16 protein-coding genes are annotated in these 17,729 nt (G+C 72.5%); 9 read left to right on the top strand and 7 right to left on the bottom strand.

Translation table 11 applies throughout. The features are described from left to right. Positions 1-7: 7 nt before the first annotated feature. The 5 genes from ACGFYV_RS14920 to ACGFYV_RS14940 all read left to right on the top strand — a co-directional run bounded on the left by ACGFYV_RS14920 (position 8) and on the right by ACGFYV_RS14940 (position 5,105). Positions 8-1,033 carry an ABC transporter permease gene (locus tag ACGFYV_RS14920; protein WP_393878781.1) on the top strand — a complete coding sequence of 342 codons (1,026 nt, stop codon included), beginning with the start codon at positions 8-10 and terminating at the stop codon, positions 1,031-1,033. A gap of 134 nt (positions 1,034-1,167) precedes the next feature. Further along, on the top strand, positions 1,168-2,508 hold the full coding sequence (locus tag ACGFYV_RS14925; RefSeq protein ID WP_393878782.1) for an L-fuconate dehydratase: 1,341 nt from the start codon (positions 1,168-1,170) through the stop codon (positions 2,506-2,508). Continuing rightward, on the top strand, positions 2,505-3,263 hold the full coding sequence (locus ACGFYV_RS14930) for an SDR family NAD(P)-dependent oxidoreductase (RefSeq protein WP_393878783.1): 759 nt from the start codon (positions 2,505-2,507) through the stop codon (positions 3,261-3,263). Before ACGFYV_RS14925 ends, ACGFYV_RS14930 begins: the two co-directional genes overlap by 4 nt. Then, entirely contained in the window at positions 3,260-4,228 is a 969-nt protein-coding gene (locus tag ACGFYV_RS14935) for an aldo/keto reductase (protein WP_393878784.1), read from the top strand. The genes ACGFYV_RS14930 and ACGFYV_RS14935 overlap by 4 nt, the downstream gene beginning before the upstream one ends. Positions 4,229-4,271: 43 nt before the next feature. Continuing rightward, the gene (locus ACGFYV_RS14940; RefSeq protein WP_393878785.1) at positions 4,272-5,105 is read left to right on the top strand and encodes an amidohydrolase family protein; all 834 of its coding nucleotides are present in this window, start codon (positions 4,272-4,274) and stop codon (positions 5,103-5,105) included. 21 nt (positions 5,106-5,126) lie between these two features. On the opposite strand, the gene ACGFYV_RS14945 is transcribed toward ACGFYV_RS14940, so the two are convergent. Further along, the gene (locus ACGFYV_RS14945; RefSeq protein WP_393878786.1) at positions 5,127-6,548 is read right to left on the bottom strand and encodes a lipase maturation factor family protein; all 1,422 of its coding nucleotides are present in this window, start codon (positions 6,546-6,548) and stop codon (positions 5,127-5,129) included. 157 nt (positions 6,549-6,705) lie between these two features. On the opposite strand from ACGFYV_RS14945, the gene ACGFYV_RS14950 reads away from it, so the two are divergent. Further along, the gene (locus ACGFYV_RS14950) at positions 6,706-8,808 is read left to right on the top strand and encodes a SpoIIE family protein phosphatase (RefSeq protein ID WP_393878787.1); all 2,103 of its coding nucleotides are present in this window, start codon (positions 6,706-6,708) and stop codon (positions 8,806-8,808) included. Between the two features lie 123 nt (positions 8,809-8,931). After that, positions 8,932-9,795 carry an Fpg/Nei family DNA glycosylase gene (locus ACGFYV_RS14955; RefSeq protein WP_393878788.1) on the top strand — a complete coding sequence of 288 codons (864 nt, stop codon included), beginning with the start codon at positions 8,932-8,934 and terminating at the stop codon, positions 9,793-9,795. A gap of 76 nt (positions 9,796-9,871) precedes the next feature. Here the strand turns inward: ACGFYV_RS14955 and ACGFYV_RS14960 are convergent, their stop codons facing one another. From ACGFYV_RS14960 to ACGFYV_RS14970, 3 genes are all read right to left on the bottom strand, one after another. Continuing rightward, the gene (locus tag ACGFYV_RS14960) at positions 9,872-10,525 is read right to left on the bottom strand and encodes a zf-HC2 domain-containing protein (protein WP_393878789.1); all 654 of its coding nucleotides are present in this window, start codon (positions 10,523-10,525) and stop codon (positions 9,872-9,874) included. Between the two features lie 224 nt (positions 10,526-10,749). Then, positions 10,750-11,265 (bottom strand): hypothetical protein, encoded by a 516-nt coding sequence (locus tag ACGFYV_RS14965; protein WP_393878790.1) that lies wholly within the window; start codon positions 11,263-11,265, stop codon positions 10,750-10,752. 134 nt (positions 11,266-11,399) lie between these two features. Next, on the bottom strand, positions 11,400-11,933 hold the full coding sequence (locus tag ACGFYV_RS14970) for a sigma-70 family RNA polymerase sigma factor (RefSeq protein ID WP_393878791.1): 534 nt from the start codon (positions 11,931-11,933) through the stop codon (positions 11,400-11,402). 300 nt (positions 11,934-12,233) lie between these two features. On the opposite strand from ACGFYV_RS14970, the gene ACGFYV_RS14975 reads away from it, so the two are divergent. Then, the gene (locus ACGFYV_RS14975; RefSeq protein ID WP_393878792.1) at positions 12,234-13,376 is read left to right on the top strand and encodes a CapA family protein; all 1,143 of its coding nucleotides are present in this window, start codon (positions 12,234-12,236) and stop codon (positions 13,374-13,376) included. On the opposite strand, the gene ACGFYV_RS14980 is transcribed toward ACGFYV_RS14975, so the two are convergent. Further along, positions 13,377-14,801 (bottom strand): amino acid permease, encoded by a 1,425-nt coding sequence (locus ACGFYV_RS14980; protein WP_393878793.1) that lies wholly within the window; start codon positions 14,799-14,801, stop codon positions 13,377-13,379. A gap of 51 nt (positions 14,802-14,852) precedes the next feature. Next, the gene (locus ACGFYV_RS14985; RefSeq protein WP_393878794.1) at positions 14,853-15,911 is read right to left on the bottom strand and encodes a LysR family transcriptional regulator; all 1,059 of its coding nucleotides are present in this window, start codon (positions 15,909-15,911) and stop codon (positions 14,853-14,855) included. 102 nt (positions 15,912-16,013) lie between these two features. On the opposite strand from ACGFYV_RS14985, the gene ACGFYV_RS14990 reads away from it, so the two are divergent. Beyond that, the gene (locus ACGFYV_RS14990) at positions 16,014-17,303 is read left to right on the top strand and encodes an MFS transporter (RefSeq protein ID WP_393878795.1); all 1,290 of its coding nucleotides are present in this window, start codon (positions 16,014-16,016) and stop codon (positions 17,301-17,303) included. Here ACGFYV_RS14990 and ACGFYV_RS14995 read toward each other — a convergent pair. After that, positions 17,239-17,646: a universal stress protein gene (locus tag ACGFYV_RS14995; RefSeq protein ID WP_393878836.1), complete on the bottom strand. Its 408-nt coding sequence runs from the start codon at positions 17,644-17,646 to the stop codon at positions 17,239-17,241. The two genes, ACGFYV_RS14990 and ACGFYV_RS14995, sit on opposite strands and share 65 nt — an antisense overlap. Positions 17,647-17,729: the final 83 nt, after the last annotated feature.

Consider the following 17,729-nt stretch of genomic DNA (forward strand, 5'->3'; position numbering starts at 1 on the left):
GTGGACCATGGCTGACACCAAGGCCCCGCCGCGCACGCCCGTCACGCTCCAGGGCGCCGGGCAGGCCCGTGCGGTCCTGCTCCGCCGGGCCCGCGAACTCGCCCTGGTCCCCGCCCTGTTGCTGCTGATGGTGCTGGGCGCCTTCGTCAACGACTCCTTCCTGACCGAGCGCAACATCATCTCGATCCTCGGTGCTTCGGCGGCCCTGGCGATGGTGGTGCTCGCCGAGTCGCTCGTCCTGATCACCGGCAAGTTCGACCTGTCGCTCGAATCGGTCGTCGGCATCGCCCCCGCCGTGGGCGCCCTGCTGGTCCTGCCCGCCGCACAGTCCGGCTGGGGCACCGAGTGGTCCACCGGACTCGCCCTGGCCGCGATCCTCGTCGTCGGCGCGGCGATCGGCGCCTTCAACGGCATCCTCGTGGTGAAGTTCAAGCTCAACGCCTTCATCGTCACCCTCGCGATGCTGATCGTCCTGCGCGGACTGCTGGTCGGCGCCACCAAGGGCAAGACGCTGTTCGGGATGCCCGACGCGTTCTTCACCCTCGCCACCAGCACCTTCCTGCGCGTCCCGATGTCCGTGTGGCTCGCCGCGCTCGCCTTCGCGGTCACCGGCGTCGTCCTGCGCCACCACCGCGTCGGCCGCGCCCTGTACGCCATCGGCGGCAACGCGGACGCCGCCCGCGCGGCCGGTATCCGCGTCGACCGCGTGATGCTCGGGGTGTTCGTCGTCGCGGGCGTCCTCGCCTCCGTCGGCGGGCTCCTGCAGACCGGCTACGTCGGCGCGATCAGCGCCAACCAGGGCAACAACATGATCTTCACCGTGTTCGCCGCGGCCGTGATCGGCGGCATCAGCCTGGACGGCGGCAAGGGCACGATGGCGGGCGCCCTCACCGGCGTCCTCCTGCTCGGTGTCGTACAGAACCTGCTCACCCTCGCGCAGGTGCCGTCCTTCTGGATCCAGGCCATCTACGGAGGAATCATCCTCGTCGCCCTCGTCATCGCCCGCGTGACGACGGGCCGGGCCCAGGACTGAAGCCCCCGCTGCCCCCTGCCGGGCACTCCGCCGGCTCCTCCGACGAGCCCCTCGCCGAGTCCCTCGCGGACACCCGCGCGCCGTCCACCGTCGCATGGCGCGCCCTCCACCGCCCCCTGACGGAAAGGACTTCAGTGTCCCGAGCCCCCGCCCGCGTCACCGCGGTCGACACCCACGACATCCGTTTCCCCACCTCGCGCGAGCTGGACGGCTCCGACGCGATGAACCCGGACCCCGACTACTCGGCGGCCTACGTCGTCCTGCGCACGGACGCCGCCGACGGCCACGAGGGACACGGCTTCACCTTCACCATCGGGCGGGGCAACGACGTCCAGGTCGCCGCGATCGACGCGCTGCGGGGCCATGTGCTCGGCCGCGACGCCGACGCGCTGTGCGCCGACCCCGGCTCACTCCTGCGGGACCTCGTCGGCGACAGCCAACTGCGCTGGCTGGGACCCGAGAAGGGGGTGATGCACATGGCGATCGGGGCCGTCGTCAACGCCGTGTGGGACCTGGCGGCGCGCCGGGCGGGAAAGCCCTTGTGGCGGCTTCTCGCCGACGCCGAACCGGAATGGCTGGTCAGCCAGGTCGACTTCCGCTACCTCACCGACGCACTCACCCCCGAGGAGGCCCTCGACCTGCTCCGCCGCGGCAGACAGGGCGCGGCGCAGCGCCGGGCCCGGCTGCTGGAGCGCGGCTTCCCCGCCTACACCACCTCCCCGGGCTGGCTCGGCTACGACGACGAGAAGCTGACCCGGCTCGCCGCCCAGGCCGTCGCCGACGGATTCCGGCAGATCAAGCTGAAGGTGGGCGCCGACCTCGACGACGACGTACGGCGCTGCCGTCTGGCCCGCGCGGCCGTCGGCCCCGACATCCGTCTCGCCGTCGACGCCAACCAGCGCTGGAACGTGGCGGAGGCGATCACCTGGACCCGCGCCCTCGCCGAGTTCGACCCGTACTGGATGGAGGAGCCGACCAGCCCCGACGACGTCCTCGGGCACGCGGCGATCCGTCGCGCGGTACGGCCCGTCAAGGTCGCCACCGGCGAACACGTGCCCAACCGCATCGTGTTCAAGCAACTGCTCCAGGCCGCGGCCGTCGACATCGTGCAGATCGACGCGGTCCGCGTCGGCGGCGTGAACGAGAACCTCGCGATCCTGCTCCTCGCCGCCAAGTTCGGCGTCCCCGTCTGCCCGCACGCAGGCGGGGTCGGCCTGTGCGAACTCGTCCAGCACCTCTCGATGTTCGACTACCTGGCGGTGTCCGGCACCACCGAGGACCGGGTCATCGAGTACGTCGACCACCTCCACGAGCACTTCGTCTCCCCCGTGGTCATCCGCGACGGCCACTACACGGCTCCGGCCACGCCGGGCTTCTCGGCGGAGATGCGCCCCGAGTCCATCGCGCGGTACACCTTCCCCGGCGGCACCTTCTGGGCCGCCGACCCCGACACACAGAAGGGACGGGCGGCATGAGCGACTTCGCCGGCCTGAAGGCCCTGGTCACCGGCGGGGCCTCCGGAATCGGCCGGGCCACCGCCGACCTCCTCACGGCACACGGCGCCCAGGTGGCCGTCCTCGACCTGGACCCCTCCACCGTGGACGAGCCGCTGCTCAAACTGTCCGCCGACGTCACCGACGACGCCTCGGTCCGCACGGCCGTCGGCGCGGCGGCCGAGGCCCTCGGCGGGCTCGACATCCTCGTCAACAACGCCGGGATCGGCGCCCAGGGCACCGTGGAGGACAACGACGACGACGAATGGCGGCGCGTCTACGACGTCAACGTCCTCGGCATGGTCCGCGCCTCCCGCGCCGCCCTCCCGCACCTGAGGCGCTCCGCGCACGCGGCGATCGTCAACACCTGCTCCATCGCCGCCACCGCCGGACTTCCCCGGCGTGCGCTGTACAGCGCCACCAAGGGCGCCGTGTACTCCCTGACCCTGGCCATGGCCGCCGACCACGTCCGCGAGGGCATCCGCGTCAACTGCGTCAACCCCGGGACGGTGGACACCCCGTGGGTCGGCCGCCTGCTGGACGCGGCCCCCGACCCCGTCGCGGAACGCGCCGCCCTGGAAGCCCGCCAGCCCACCGGACGCCTGGTCACCGCCGCCGAAGTCGCCACCGCCATCGCCTACTTGGCCGGACCCCACTCCGGAGCCACCACCGGCACCGCCCTCGCCGTCGACGGCGGCATGCAGGGCCTGCGACTGCGTCCGGCGGCCGGCCGATGACCGCCCTCGGCCAGGGCGGCGTCGAGGTCGGCGGCCTCGGCCTCGGCGCCGCCGCGATCGGCAACCTGTTCACGCCGGTGAGCGACGAGCAGGCGCACGACGCCGTCCGGGCCGCCTGGGAACAGGGCATCCGGTACTTCGACACCGCACCCCACTACGGCCTGGGCCTGTCCGAACGACGCCTCGGCGCGGCCCTGCGCGAGTACGACCGCGCCGCGTACACGCTCTCCACCAAGGTCGGCCGGCGCCTGGAACCCGCCGACGGCACGGGCGACGACCTGGCCTGCGGCTTCGCCGTCCCCGCCACGCAGCGCCGCGTCTGGGACTTCAGCGCCGACGGCATACGCCGCACCCTGGAGGCGAGCCTGGAGCGGCTCGGCGTCGACCGTGTCGACGTCGTCTACCTCCACGACCCCGACGACCACGCCGAACAGGCCTTCCGCGAGGGCTACCCCGCACTGGAGGAGCTGCGCTCGCAGGGCGTCGTCGGCGCGATCGGCGCGGGCATGAACCAGACGGAGATGCTCACCCGGTTCGTCCGCGACACGGACGTGGACGTGGTGCTGTGCGCCGGCCGGTACACCCTGCTCGACCTGAGCGCGGCGACCGACCTGCTGCCCGCGGCCCTCGCACGGGGCGTGCCGGTCGTCATCGGCGGCGCCTTCAACTCCGGCCTCCTGGCCGACCCGACACCCGAGTCGACGTACGACTACACCCGTGCGCCACGGGACCTGCTGGACCGCGCCCTGCGGATGAAGGAGACCGCGGACCGGCACGGCATCACCCTGCGCGCCGCCGCCCTGGCCCACTGCGCCGCACACCCGGCCGTCGCCGCCGTCCTCGTCGGCGCCCGCTCGGCGGCCGAAGTCCACGACTGCGCCGAGCAGTTCGGGACGCCGGTCCCGGACGCCTTCTGGCAGGATCTGCGCGCCACCGGTCTGCTTCCCCCCGAGGAGCCCTCATGAGAGCCGCCCCGCACACCAAGGCCCGCACGGACCGGGAGCTGCCATGACCGTCGACGCCCACCACCACGTCTGGGACCTCGCGGTGCGCGACCAGGACTGGATCGCCGAAACCAGCCCCCTCAGACGGGACTTCACCCTGGCCGACCTCGAACCCGAGGCGAGGGCGGCCGGGGTCACCCGTACCGTCCTCGTCCAGACGGTCACCGTCCCCGAGGAGACCCCCGAGTTCCTCGCGCTGGCCGACACGCACGACCTGGTCGCCGGGGTCGTCGGCTGGACCGACCTGACCCGCCCGGACGTCGCCGACGAACTCGGCCGCCTGCGCGAACTCCCCGGCGGCCGTTGGCTGAAGGGCATCCGCCACCAGGTCCAGGGCGAACCCGACCCGCGGTGGCTGCTGCGCCCGGACGTCCACCGGGGCCTCGCCGCCGTCGCGGACGCGGGCCTCGTCTACGACCTGATCGTCCTGCCCCACCAGCTCACCGCCTGCGTGCGGGCCGCCGAGGCGCATCCGCACCTCACCTTCGTCCTGGACCACCTGGGCAAACCCCCCATCGCCTCCGGCGCCCTCGAACCCTGGGCCACCGCCGTCCGGGCCCTGGCCGCCCTGCCCAACACCGTCTGCAAACTCTCCGGCATGGTCACCGAGGCCGGCCCCGCCTCCGGGACCGTCGACGACCTGCGCCCGTACGCCGACACCGTCCTGGCCGCCTTCGGCCCGGACCGCCTGATGTTCGGCTCCGACTGGCCGGTGTGCACGCCGGACGCCACCTACGCGGAAGTCCTCGACCTGGCCGAGGAGTTGACCGCCGGCCTCGGCGCGGAGGAGAAGGCCGCGGTCTTCGAGGACACCGCGGCCCGCGTCTACGCCCTGTGACGCGGCCGGCCCGGGTGCCGCTCACAGCCTCTCGGACAACCCCGCCAGCCGGGTGGGCGGCAGGTACTCCCGTACGTACACCCGCTCCCAGCACGCGCCCGTCTCCCGCAGCTCCCGCCACGTGGTGTAGCGGTAGCGGAACAGCCGGGCGCGCACGAAACGGGGCGGGGTGTCCGGTGGGAAGGGGGAGCGGCGCAGGAGCCGCAGGGTGTCGCGGTCGGCCACCAGCAGCCGTTCCACCAGGCCGCCGAACCACTCCCCGGCGTAGGCCGGCGACAGCGCGGCGAACCACATCAGCCAGTCCAGGCGCAGATGGTAGGGGGCGAACTGGCGCGGCCAGTGCCGTGGATCACCGGGTTTGCCCCGGAACTCGTACTCCCGCCAGTGCGAGTCCTCCCGCGGTACGTCGTCCAGCGTGCCCTCGACCACGACCTCGTAGCGGATCCGGCTGACGCTGCCGAAGGCGCCGTAGGTGTTGACCAGGTGCAGCGGGTCGAAGGAGCGGTTCATGACCTGGCGCCGGGAGATCATGTTCGTCACCGGGTGGTAGCTCAGCGAGAGCAGGAGCGCGCCGACCGCGAGCACCAGGACCTCGTACCACAGCGGTGCCCCGGGCACCGGTGGTGCGGTGGTGGGCAGCCGGAGCGCGGACAGGGCCAGGACGACGGTGATCCAGTTCAGCCAGGAGAAGTTGCCGGACACGATCAGCCACAGCTGGGTGACGATCATCAGCGCGGCGGCGCCCGAGGCGATCGGCTGCGGGGTGACCAGCAGGACCGGCACCACCAGTTGGGTGACGTGGTTGGCGGCCACCTCCGCCCGGTGCAGGGGCCGTGGGAGATGGTGGAAGAACCAGCTGAGCGGGCCCGGCATCGGCTGCGTCTCGTGGTGGTAGTAGAGGCACGTCAGCTTCCGCCAGCAGGCGTCGCCCCGGAGCTTGATCAGCCCTGCGCCGAACTCGACCCGGAACAGGATCCAGCGCAGCAGGAACAGCACGACGACCGGCGGCGCCACCGTGCCGTTGCCGAGGAACGCCGCGAGGAAACCGGTCTCCAGCAGCAGCGACTCCCAGCCGAAGGCGTACCACGTCTGGCCCACGTTCACGATCGACAGATACAGCGCCCACGGCACCAGCCACAGCGGGATGGCGCCCCACAGCGGCAGCAGACCGTCCACGCCGGCCAGCAGCCCCGCCGACACCGCGCAGCCCGCCCAGGAGCAGGCCGCGAAGAAACGGTCCGAGTAGTGCCACTGGAACAGGCTCGGGGCCCGCTTGAAGGGGATCCGGCGCGTGTAGTGGGGGATCGGCAGCATGCCGCGCTCGCCCAGCAGGGGCCGGAACTGCGAGACGGCCGTCAGGAACGCGACGAGGTACACGGCGGCCAGGGCCCGCTGGAAGACCAGCCGGCTCAGCCAGTACTCGGGTGCGGTGAACCAGTCCACGTCCGTGCGCTCCTGCCTCCATTGTGACCACCCCGGCGGCCCCCCACGGCGACCGTTCCACGCCGTCACCGTGTGTACCGCACCCGGTCGCCCGCGTCACCCCGGAGGGAGGATCGTCCCGCTCGAAGAATCGGACAAATCCTGGCAAGGTGGGCCCATGGTTGATCGGGGAGCGAGCGCCCTGTCACTCCCGGATGACTGGCCCGCCCACCCGGACCCGATCCTGGCGCTCAACGGCATGGGCAGCTTCGACTGGGACCTGGACACGGGGCATTTCCACATGGACGCCCAGGCCCACGAGGTGTACGACCTGCTCCCCGAGGAGTTCGACGGCCGCCCGGAGTCCCTGGTGAGCCGGGTGCCGCCGCCGGAGGCCGCCCGGCTGGACGCGGTCGTCGCCCAGGCCATCAAGGACGGCAGCGAGAACTACGGCTCCTACTTCCGCATCCGCTGCCGCGACGGCACCGCGCGCTGGACCCACACCCAGGGCCACATCCAGCGCGACGAGACCGGCCGGCCGCGCCGGATCATCGGCATCGTCCGCGACGCCACCGCGGAGCTGGCCGACACCGAGGCGCACAGCCTGCGCGCGGCCGAGAGCGACGCCTTCCGCCGGCAGAGCAGCGTCGTCCAGAGCATCACCGCCGCCCTCGCTCACGCCCGCAGCGTCCAGGACGTCATCGACGTCCTCAAGGACACCCGCGACATGCGCGACCTGGGCGTGGCCAGCATCGTCATGGGTCTGGTGGAGGCCGGGCGGATCCGGCTCGTCTCGGAGGGTCCCGCCGGCAGCTTCGTGCCCGGCACCCTGATCACCCGGGTCGACGAGGAGTACCCGATGAGCGAGGTCGTCCGCACCCTCAGCCCCCGCTTCATCGAGACCCCCGAGGAGTTCGCCGACGGCTACCCCATCCTGTGGCCGCACATCACCGAGCTGCGCATCACCTCCGCCGCCTACCTGCCTCTGATCGCCCAGGCCCGCCCCATCGGCGCCATGGGCCTGCTCTACTACGACCGCCGCGGCTTCTCGGACGAGGAGCGGGCCGTCCTGGTCGCCCTCGGCAGCACCATCGCGCAGAGCCTGCAGCGGGCCATGCTCTACGAGCAGGAGAAGGACCTCGCCCAGGGCCTGCAGCAGGCGATGCTGCCCCGGACCATCCCCAGCGTCCGCGGCGCCGACGTGGCCGTGCGCTACCGCTCGGCGGCCCTCGGCCGGGACATCGGCGGCGACTGGTACGACATCATCCCGCTGCCCGGCGGCCGCGTCGGCGCGGTCATCGGCGACGTACAGGGCCACGACACCCACGCGGCGTCCGTCATGGGCCAGCTGCGGATCGTGCTGCGCGCCTACGCCGCCGAGGGACACACCCCGGCCACCGTGATGGCCCGCGCCTCCGTCTTCCTGCACGAACTCGACACCGAACGCTTCGCCACCTGCCTGTACGCACAGGCCGACCTGTCCACCGGCGTCGTCCAGATGGTCCGGGCCGGGCACATCGACCCGCTCCTGCGGTACGCCGACGGCACCTGCCGGCGCATCCCGGTCGAGGGCGGGCTGCCGCTCGGCCTGTCCGCCGAGTTCGGCCGGCTGGAGTACCCCGTCACCACCCTGGACCTCGACCCCGGTGACACCCTGATGCTGTGCACCGACGGGCTCGTCGAACAGCCCGGCACCGACCTCGACGACGGCATGCGGACCCTGGCCTCGCTCATCACCGCCGGCCCCGAGGACGTGGACGAACTCGCCGAGCGGCTGATCGCGGTGGCCGAGGAGCGCGGCGGCGACGACGACGTCGCCCTGCTCCTGCTGCGCCGCCGCTCGCCCGAGGCACCGCGCGCGGCGGGCCGGCTGCGCAGACACGTGCCCCCGGGCGACCCGGAGGCCCTCCGCCAGGCCCGGCACATGATCCGCGCGGCGGTCCGCACCTGGGGCGCCCGGGACCGGGCCGACGAGATCGAACTCGTCGCCGACGAGCTGATGACCAACGCGCTCATGCACACCGAGGGCTCCGCCATCGTCACCCTGCGCGCCCTGGAGGGCCGCGACCGCCGGCTGCGCGTCGAGGTCGAGGACTCCTCCAGTGCCCTGCCGCGCCGCCGCGAGGCGGGCGAGGACGGGGTCTCCGGACGCGGCCTGCTCCTCGTGGACCGGCTCACCGACGCGTGGGGCGTGGAGGCGCGCGGCGGCGGCAAGGCCGTGTGGTGCGAGTTCCGGGTGGCGCCCCCGGCCCCGGCCCCGGACACCGGGGACGAACAGTGACGGCTGACCGATACGGACGACTGACGAACACGGACGACTGACGAACACGGACGACTGCGGTTCCGGGCACAGCCCGTCCGCTGTCCGCTGTCCGCCGCCGGTGCCGGATGGCACTCTGGATCCATGCCGGAACTGCCCGAGGTGGAAGCGCTGAAGGACTTCCTCGCCGAGCACCTGGCCGGGCGCCGGGTGGTGCGGGTGCTGCCGCTCGCCATCAGCGTGCTGAAGACGTACGACCCGCCGGTCACCGCCGTCGAGGGCAGCGAGGTCACCGCCGTGCGCCGGTACGGCAAGTTCCTCGACCTGGAGACCGGCGGCGGCCTGCATCTGGTGACCCATCTGGCGCGGGCCGGCTGGCTCCAGTGGAAGGACCCCCTCCCCGACGGCATGCCCCGCCCCGGCAAGGGCCCGCTGGCGCTGCGTGTGGCACTGGAGACGGGCGAGGGCTTCGACCTCATCGAGGCCGGTACGCAAAAGCGCCTCGCGGTGTACGTCGTGCACGACCCTCAGGAGGTGCCGGGCATCGCCCGCCTCGGCCCCGACCCGCTCGCCGACGCGTTCGACGAGTCCCGCTTCGCCGCCCTGCTCAAGGACGAGAGACGGCAGCTGAAGGGCGCGCTGCGGGACCAGTCCCTGATCGCCGGGGTCGGCAACGCCTACAGCGACGAGATCCTGCACGCCGCGAAGATGTCCCCGTTCAAGCTCGCCGCGGCCCTGACCCCGCAGGAGACCACGCGGCTCTACGAGGCGCTGCGCACGACCCTCACCGAGGCGGTGGCGCGCTCGCGCGGGCTGGCGGCGGGACGGCTGAAGGCCGAGAAGAAGAGCGGTCTGCGCGTCCACGGCCGTACCGGCGAGGCGTGCCCGGTGTGCGGGGACACCATCCGCGAGGTCTCCTTCAGCGACTCCTCGCTGCAGTACTGCCCCACCTGCCAGACCGGCGGTAGGCCGCTGGCGGACCGCAGAATGTCCCGGCTGCTGAAGTGAGGGCGGAGGCTGCCGCAGTGAGGGTGGAGGCTGCCGTACTGGGGGCGGAAGGGGACCGGCCGGTGCCGTGGTCCGGCTACCGCGCCCGGAGTGTGATCAGGCGCTGCCCGTCCGTGGTGCGCACCTCGTAGCGCGCGACCTGGTCGGGGTGCATCGTCGAGCCGGCCAGGGCCGTGATCGGGCCGGTGCCGGGCGCGCCCACCCCCCAGGCGCCGGCGTTCTGCTCCGAGCCGTCCCGTCCGACGACCACGAGCCGGCAGGTGTGGGGTCCGGAGGCGTCCTTGACCTCCAGGCGCAGCCGGCTGCCCCAGTCCTCGTCCTCGGAGGTGATCCGCGCCCACACGCCGGTCGCCTGGTCGGTCGCCGCGGTGACCCGCGGACCGTTCTCACCGTGGCCCGTGTGGGCCAGTAGGCCGGGACCGGTCACCGCGAGCACCGCGGTGGCGGCGAGGCCGTACAGGAACTGGCGGCGCCGTGTCCGGTCCCGGTGGGCGATCTGTCCGAGCAGCCGTTCCAGCAGCCGGGGGCCGGGCTGGGCCAGGGGGTGCACGAAGCGCGGGGTGGCCCGCCGGTACAGCATCAACTGCCGTGTCGCAGGCCCGAATTCGGTCATGTGTGCCGTGCACCGGGGGCACTCCATGAGGTGGTCCTCGAAGCGGAAGGCGTCCGCCTCGTCCAGCACGCCGAGCGCGTACGCGCCGACGTCGCGATGCCGTTCCAGGGACCTCATGCCGAATCCTCGTGCCGTGGGGTGGGGGTGGGGTGACTCGTTGCTCCCACCCGTACGCACAGGACGGCCGAATCACTCAAGCCGCACACGGAATCCCGGCCGGGAGATTCGGAGCGGCCGGGCCCCCGGATTGGTGCGAATTCAGGAAAGCCTCGAAGAACTCCGAACGCCCGATCGGCCGGACGGCTCTGCAGGCCCCGGTCGACGGCTCAGCGGCCGACGGCTCAGAAGAGGTGGATGGCCAGATGCCCGAGGGGCAGGCCGAGGCGCCAGGCCGGGGTCCACACCTTCGGTCCGTCGTCCTCACCGAACACCGTCGCGCCGCCCGGCACCGCGTCCAGGTCGGGCGCGAGCAGCTCGGTCTCCTCCAGCCAGTGCCACGCGTCCCGTGCCAGCGCCAGATCCGGCGCGGGCGCGGCGGACCTGGCCGCCTCGGCGGTCAGCTCGGCCAGCCGCTCGTGCACCCAGTCCCGCCACGGCTGGTCGTACTGCGTCAGCGACAGCCACGTCTCCAGCTGCGAGACCACCCGGATGCAGGAGAGTTCGCCGTCGGTGTCGGACAGGAAGACGGTCAGCGCCAGCGCGTCCCGGCCTGCCCGGAACTCGAAGGACGTCGGCGGCATGAGATCGCCGGTGCGCAGCAGCTCGTCGGCGATGTACTCGGCGTACAACCAGGCCATGGGGACGGCGAGTTCATCGTCGTCGGTGCCGTCCATGCTCTCGTGACCTCTGTGCAGCATCCCTTCCTGCCCTCCTCCGGTGCGTGCGCGTCGCCCGAACCCGGTCCCCGCCCGGAACACGGATGAGGACAGCTGATGGCCCGAACGGGGGTCACAGCAAGGCGCTTTGCCAAGACTTTGCTCCGACGCCGGTTTCACCGCAGGTCGGTCGAATAATCCGGAAGGGCCCGGCGCAGGGCGCGCAGCGCGTAGTACGCGCGGGACTTCACGGTACCGGCTGGAATGCCCAGCGTTTTCGCCGCTTCCGCCACACTGGCCCCCCGCAGATACACGAGTACGAGCACGTCACGGTGCTCGGGCGTGAGTGTCTTCACAGCGTCCCGGACGTCGAGCCTCGTGACGGCCCGCTCGGAGGGGTCGTCGGTCGTCCGCGCGTGCTCCGGGACCTCCGCGCAGATCTCGGGCGGCCGGGCCTGCCGGGCCCGTCGCGCGTCGATCGCCAGCCGCCGGGCGACGGTCAGCAGCCAGGGTCGTATGGAGTCGAAGCCCTCGGCGTGCAGGGCCTCGGGATGCTGCCAGGCCCGCACCAGGGTTTCCTGTACGAGGTCCTCGGCACGCTGCCGGTCCCCGTCGCTGAGCTTGAGCAGCAGCGAGAACAGGGGGCGCCCGTGCTCGCGCTGGAGCTCCGCCAGGGTGTCCTCCGCGGTGGTGGACCGCGGGTAAGTCATCGTTCCGGCCATGGCCCGTATGTCAGCGCAGGCCGCCACCGGGGGGACAGAGGGTTCGCGTGACCGTGCGACGGACGGTCGAACGTGTCGGCGAGCGGTACGGCGAGTGGTACGGCGAGTGGTACGGCGAACGGCGCGCCGAACGGTGCGCCGAACGGTGCGCCGAACGGTCACGGACGGCGGGGCCTGACACCGGATGGGTTAATCAGAGCGCCCGGACTGTTTGCGCCGGGCGTCGGCTTCGTACCCATATGCCTGTCACGGCTTTGTCTGCCAATACGACAACTCTGGGGTGAGCTGATGATCGGACGCAGACACCAGGTGGCTCTGGCCCTGACCGCCCTGCTCGCGGCGGCGGCCGCCTGTACCAACCAGGAGCGGGAGGGCACGGCCGCCTCCGCGAACCCGGCGCCGCCCGCGGCCCAGGGCTTCACACTCGTCGCCTCGGGTGACGTCCTGCCGCACGCCTCGGTCGTGGAGCGGGCCGGCTTCGACGCCGGCGGCAACGGCTACAACTTCCGTCCGATGCTCTCCGGTATCGAACCGGTCGTCTCCCGCGCCGATGTGGCGCTGTGCCACCTGGAGATGGTCCACGAGGGCGACCGCAACGGCCACCCCGCCTCCACGGCCCCGCCGCAGATCGCCTGGGGCCTCGCCGCCACCGGCTACGACAGCTGCTCCACCGCCTCCGAACACGCCCTGGACGACGGTGACTCCTTCCAGCGCACCCTCGCCGCCATGGACCAGGCGGGCCTGCGGCACACCGGGACCGCCCGCAACGAGTCCGAGGCCCGCTCGGTCCCCATGCTCAAGGCGGGCCCGGCCAAGGTCGCCCATCTGTCGTACACCTACGCGGGCGACCAGCACCCGCTGGGCGCCGGCCCGGCCTGGGCCGTCAACCAGGTCGACGAGCAGCGGATGATCGCCGACGCCCGCGCCGCCCGGAAGGCGGGCGCCGACGTGGTCGTGGTCTCGGTGCACTGGGGCACCGCCTGGCAGGACGCCCCCGACCAGCTGCAGCTCACCCTGGCCCAGCGCCTGACGGCGTCGCAGAGCGCCGGCCGCCCGGACATCGACCTGATCCTCGGCACCGGCGCCCACGTCCCGCAGGCCTACGAGAAGGTCAACGGGACCTGGGTGGTCTACGGCATGGGCGACCAGGTCGCGGGCGAGATGTACAACGACCAGGGCGCCCGGGACTCCCGCGGCGACGAGTCCACCATCGGCCGTTTCACCTTCGCCCCGCCGGCCCGCCCCGGCGCCCGCTGGGAGATCACCCGGGCCGAGGCCCTCCCGCAGGTCTTCGACCTCGACGCGGGACGGGCCCTCGACCTCGGCCAGGCCATCGCCGGCGGCGCCGAACTGGCCGCGGCGCGCGACCGGATCCAGGACGTCGTCCTCAGCCGCGGAGCGGCCAAGGACGGTCTGCTCATCGAGCGGTGATCACCGCTCGGTCGGCGCGCCGGCCAGCGCCGAACGGCGGTAGGAGTAGCCGAAGTAGATCACGCAGCCGATCACGAACCACACGGCGAACCGCACCCAGGTCTGCCACTGCAGGAACGTGATCAGCCAGATGGAGAAGACCACGCCCAGCGCCGGCACGAACGGCATCCACGGCGTACGGAAGGTGCGCGGCAGTTCCGGCTGGCGGTAGCGCAGCACGATCACCGCGACGCACACCACGACGAACGCCAGCAGGATGCCGATGTTGGTCAGCTCGGCCGCCTCGCCGATCGGCAGGAACCCGGCGATCAGCGCCGAGGCGGCACCGACGATCCACGTCACGCGGGTCGGCACGTGCCGCGTCGGGTGCGTCTTGGCGAACCAGCGGGGCAGCAGCCCGTCCCGGGACATCGAGAACCACACCCGGGTCACGCCCAGCATGAACGTGAACATCACGGTGAGGATGCCGATGATCGCGCCGACCGCGATCACGTCCGCGAGCTTGTCCAGGCCGACCGACTTGAACGCCGTGGAGAAGCCGCTCTCCGGGTCGATGTGCCGGTAGTTCTGCATGCCGGTCAGGACGAGACAGGCCGCCACGTACAGCACCATCGAGATCGCCAGCGAGTAGATGATCGCCTTCGGCATGTGCCGCTGCGCGTCCTTCGACTCCTCGGCCGCGGTCGACATCGCGTCGTAGCCGAACACGGCGAAGAACACGGTCGCCGCACCGGTGAACGCCCCGCTGACGCCGAACGGGAAGAACGGGTGGTAGTTCGCCGCGTTGATGTGGAACACGCCCACCGCGATCACCACCAGCACCACCAGCACCTTGAGCGCGACCACGATCGTCTCGAAGCGGGCGGCGCTGCGGATGCCCAGGTTGAGCAGCCAGGCGATCAGCAGGCACAGCACGGCCGCGAACAGGTCGACCCGGTGGCCGTGCCCGGTGCCGGGCGCGCCCAGCATCCACGCGGGCAGGTTCGCGCCCATCTGCTCGACCAGGAAGCTGAAGTACCCGGAGATGCCGATGGCGACCACCGCCACGATCGCGGTGTACTCCAGCAGCAGGTCCCAGCCGATGAACCAGCCCGCGAACTCCCCGAGCACCGCGTACCCGTACGTGTACGCCGACCCCGCCTTCGGGATCAGCCCCGCGAACTCGGCGTAGGACAGCGCCGCGCAGGCGCTGGCGAGACCGGCGATGAGGAAGGACACCAGCACCGCGGGCCCGGCCGTCTCGTTGGCCACCGTGCCGGCCAGCGTGAAGATGCCGGCGCCGATGATGCCGCCCACGCCGATCGCGGTGAGCTGCCACAGCCCGAGCGAGCGCTCCAGCGTGGCCCCCTCGTGGACCTCGCTCTCCTCGATGTGTTCGATGGGTTTGCGGCGGAGAATCCCTTCACCCACACGGAGCTTTGCCACGCGCCTCACCTCTTCCCCGACGGCAAACGGCTGACGGCGGATCATGATGGCTCAGGGGCGCCCCGGGCGGAAGACGCCACGCACGGTCCCGGCCCACCCGGGCAGCCAGGTCTCCGTCGTGTCCGCCACCTCCTTCGAGCCCTTCGCGCCCGTCACGTCCTTCGAGCCCTTCGCGTCCGCCACCTCCTTCGAGCCCTTCGCATCCGTCACGTCCGCCGCGGTGCCGGGCGGGCGCGCTTCGGGGAGGTGGGCACGCAGGGCGGCGAGCGCCGGGTGCGGGTTGCCGGTGGTCCACAGCAGGGAGTGCGGGTAGACGGGGGTCGGGTCGCGCAGCGGGATCCGGCGCAGATCGTGGCCGGCCGGCCACATCAGCCGGTTCTGTTCGGTGACGAGGGTCGCCAGCGTGTCGGAGCCGGCGACCGCGTCCTGCACCGCCCCGGTGAAGTTGGGGCCCGAGGAGTCGATGGTCAGCCCGAACGCGGCGGCGAGAGCGGCGTAGTAGGCGGCCCACTCGGTGCCCTCCACGATGCCCGGCATCCAGATCCGGTGCCCGGCCAGCCGCCCCGGCGAGACCGAGCGGAGGCCGGCCAGGGCATGCCCCGGGCCGGTGAGCACCTGGAGCGGCTCGTCGTACACCCGGACGGCCTCGATACCCCGGGGCAGCGGACGGCCGGGCGCGGCGACGGCGCGGAAGGTCGCGTCGATCGAACCGGAGCGCAGGGCGGTGACCGCCGAGTCGAGGTCGAAGAGGGTGACGACGTCCAGGGCGACGTCCGGGTGCGCCTCGTGGAAGCCGCGCAGCAGTGCCGCGGGGGCGAGCCGCGGGCCGATCACATCGACCCGCAGGGGCCGCCGCCCGGAGCGCACGGAGGCCGTCGCACGCTCCTCGGCGAGCAGCAGCTCGCGGGCGTACGGCAGAAAGGCCTGGCCGTCGGCGGTCAGGGCGGCGCCCCGGGGGGTCCGGGTGAACAGCCGTGCCCCCAGCTCCTTCTCCAGCGCGGCGACGCGCTTGGAGACGGCCTGCTGGGTGACCGCCAGCAGGGCCGCGGCCTCCTGGAACTGCCCGGAGTCGGCCACGGTGACGAAGGTGCGCACTGCCGTGAGGTCCATGTCGTCACCGTACAACCAACGGTTGTGGTAGCGGGCGCGAGAGTTGTTTGATTCGGCGGCCACCTGCGGGTTTTCATGTGCCGGGTCAACGGGAGGTTGTGCATGGGGCGGCGGTTCGGGTGGCTGTGGGCCGCCTACTCGGTCAGTGCGTTCGGGACGTGGCTCGCCTTCGACGCCTTCGCGCTGATCGCGGTCCTCGTGCTGCACGCGGACTCCGCCCATGTGGCGCTGCTCGCCGCGACCGGACCCGCCGTGGGCGCCCTGCTGGCGATGCCGCTCGGGCTCTGGACGGAGCTGCGGCGCAAGCGGCCCGTGATGGCCGGGATGGACCTCGTCCGGTGCGTCGCCCTGCTCACCATCCCCGCCTCCTACGCGTTCGGCCGGCTCGGCCTCGGCCAGCTGCTGGTCGTCTCCGTCCTCGTCGCGTCCGCGGACATCACCTTCAACGCGGCCTCCGGGGCCTTCCTGAAGGGCCTCGTACCGGCCGACCGGCTGCTCACCGCCAACGCCCGCTTCGAGTCCACGAACTGGACCGCCAGCGTCCTCGGACCGCCCCTCGGCGGCGCCGTCATCGGCGTGTTCGGACCGGTCACGACGGTCGTGGCGAACGCCGTCAGCTTTCTGCTCTCGGCCCTCGGTATCCGGGCCGTCGGCGGCACCGAACGACCCCCCGAGCGCACCGGCGCCCCGGGTCTGAAGGTGGCCGACCTGTTCGAAGGCTGGCGGCACCTGCTGACCGACCCGAGGCTGCGGCCCCTGTTCCTCAACTCGCTGCTCGCCAACAGCCTGCTCATGGCGGCAGCCCCGCCCCTCGCGGTCCTCATGCTCGGCCCGCTCGGCTTCGCCCCCTGGCAGTACGGCCTCGCCTTCGCGGTGCCGTGCCTCGGCGGCCTGGTCGGCTCCCGGCTGGCCCGCCCGCTCGTCGCCCGGCACGGACAGCGGCGGATCCTGCTCACCATGGCCGTCCTGCGCGTCGTGTGGCCGCTCGGACTGGCCTTCGTCCGGCCCGGCCTCCCCGGACTGCTGCTGGTGATGGCCGTCGAACTCGGGGTGATCACCGGCTCGGGCGTCTTCAGCCCGGTGCTCGCCACCTACCGACTGGAACGCACCCCGGACGACCGTCTCGCCCGGACCCTGTCCGCCTGGTCGGTCACCGGCAAGGCCGTCACGGCCGGCATGACCGCCCTGTGGGGGCTGCTGGGCAGTCTCGCCGGGCCGCGCACCGCGATCGCCCTCGCCGGAGTCCTGCTGCTGGCGACCCCGCTGACGCTCCTCCGACTGCCTGCGGAACGACTGCCTGCGGAACGACCGCCTACGGAACCACCGCCTACGGAACCACCGTCACCGGCCACCGCCCGGCCTTCACCAGCCGGACCGCCACCGAGCCGATGATGCGGTGCCCGGCCTGCTCGGAGGCGCCCACCACCACCGCGTCCGCCTTGAGTTCGTCGGCCGCCGTCACCAGGCCGTTGTAGGCGTCGCCGCGGAACGTGTGGAACTCCCAGCGCACGTCGAAGATCCCCTTGACCCGCTCCGTCGCCGCCCTTATGTGGGCGATCAGATCCTCGGCGATCTCGTCGGTCGTCTCCGCCACCGGCGCCCCGAGTGCCGCCCCGGCCGCCAGCACCGGCTGCACGTACACCACGGCCAGCAGCGCGTTCTGCCGCCGGGCCAGACCGCCCGCGTAGGCGGCGGCCCGCATGGAGGACTCCGAGCCGTCCATCCCGACCACGATGACCTTGGGCCCGTCCGTACCGCGCTCGAACCGGTGCGCCTGCCGCTCGCGCTGCTCGTGCCGCTCGTGCCGCTCGTGCTCCT

The organism is Streptomyces sp. NPDC048297 (assembly GCF_043201585.1).
In the GTDB taxonomy this organism is placed as follows: domain Bacteria; phylum Actinomycetota; class Actinomycetes; order Streptomycetales; family Streptomycetaceae; genus Streptomyces.

Coding starts and splice junctions, on each gene's coding strand:
- ACGFYV_RS14950 (WP_393878787.1), top strand. CDS start 6,706: ATGGTTGATCGGGGAGCGAGCGCCCTGTCACTCCCGGATGACTGGCCC.
- ACGFYV_RS14935 (WP_393878784.1), top strand. CDS start 3,260: ATGACCGCCCTCGGCCAGGGCGGCGTCGAGGTCGGCGGCCTCGGCCTC.
- ACGFYV_RS14930 (WP_393878783.1), top strand. CDS start 2,505: ATGAGCGACTTCGCCGGCCTGAAGGCCCTGGTCACCGGCGGGGCCTCC.
- ACGFYV_RS14990 (WP_393878795.1), top strand. CDS start 16,014: ATGGGGCGGCGGTTCGGGTGGCTGTGGGCCGCCTACTCGGTCAGTGCG.
- ACGFYV_RS14970 (WP_393878791.1), bottom strand. CDS start 11,933: ATGACTTACCCGCGGTCCACCACCGCGGAGGACACCCTGGCGGAGCTC.
- ACGFYV_RS14960 (WP_393878789.1), bottom strand. CDS start 10,525: ATGAGGTCCCTGGAACGGCATCGCGACGTCGGCGCGTACGCGCTCGGC.
- ACGFYV_RS14940 (WP_393878785.1), top strand. CDS start 4,272: ATGACCGTCGACGCCCACCACCACGTCTGGGACCTCGCGGTGCGCGAC.
- ACGFYV_RS14985 (WP_393878794.1), bottom strand. CDS start 15,911: ATGGACCTCACGGCAGTGCGCACCTTCGTCACCGTGGCCGACTCCGGG.
- ACGFYV_RS14975 (WP_393878792.1), top strand. CDS start 12,234: ATGATCGGACGCAGACACCAGGTGGCTCTGGCCCTGACCGCCCTGCTC.
- ACGFYV_RS14955 (WP_393878788.1), top strand. CDS start 8,932: ATGCCGGAACTGCCCGAGGTGGAAGCGCTGAAGGACTTCCTCGCCGAG.
- ACGFYV_RS14965 (WP_393878790.1), bottom strand. CDS start 11,265: ATGCTGCACAGAGGTCACGAGAGCATGGACGGCACCGACGACGATGAA.
- ACGFYV_RS14920 (WP_393878781.1), top strand. CDS start 8: ATGGCTGACACCAAGGCCCCGCCGCGCACGCCCGTCACGCTCCAGGGC.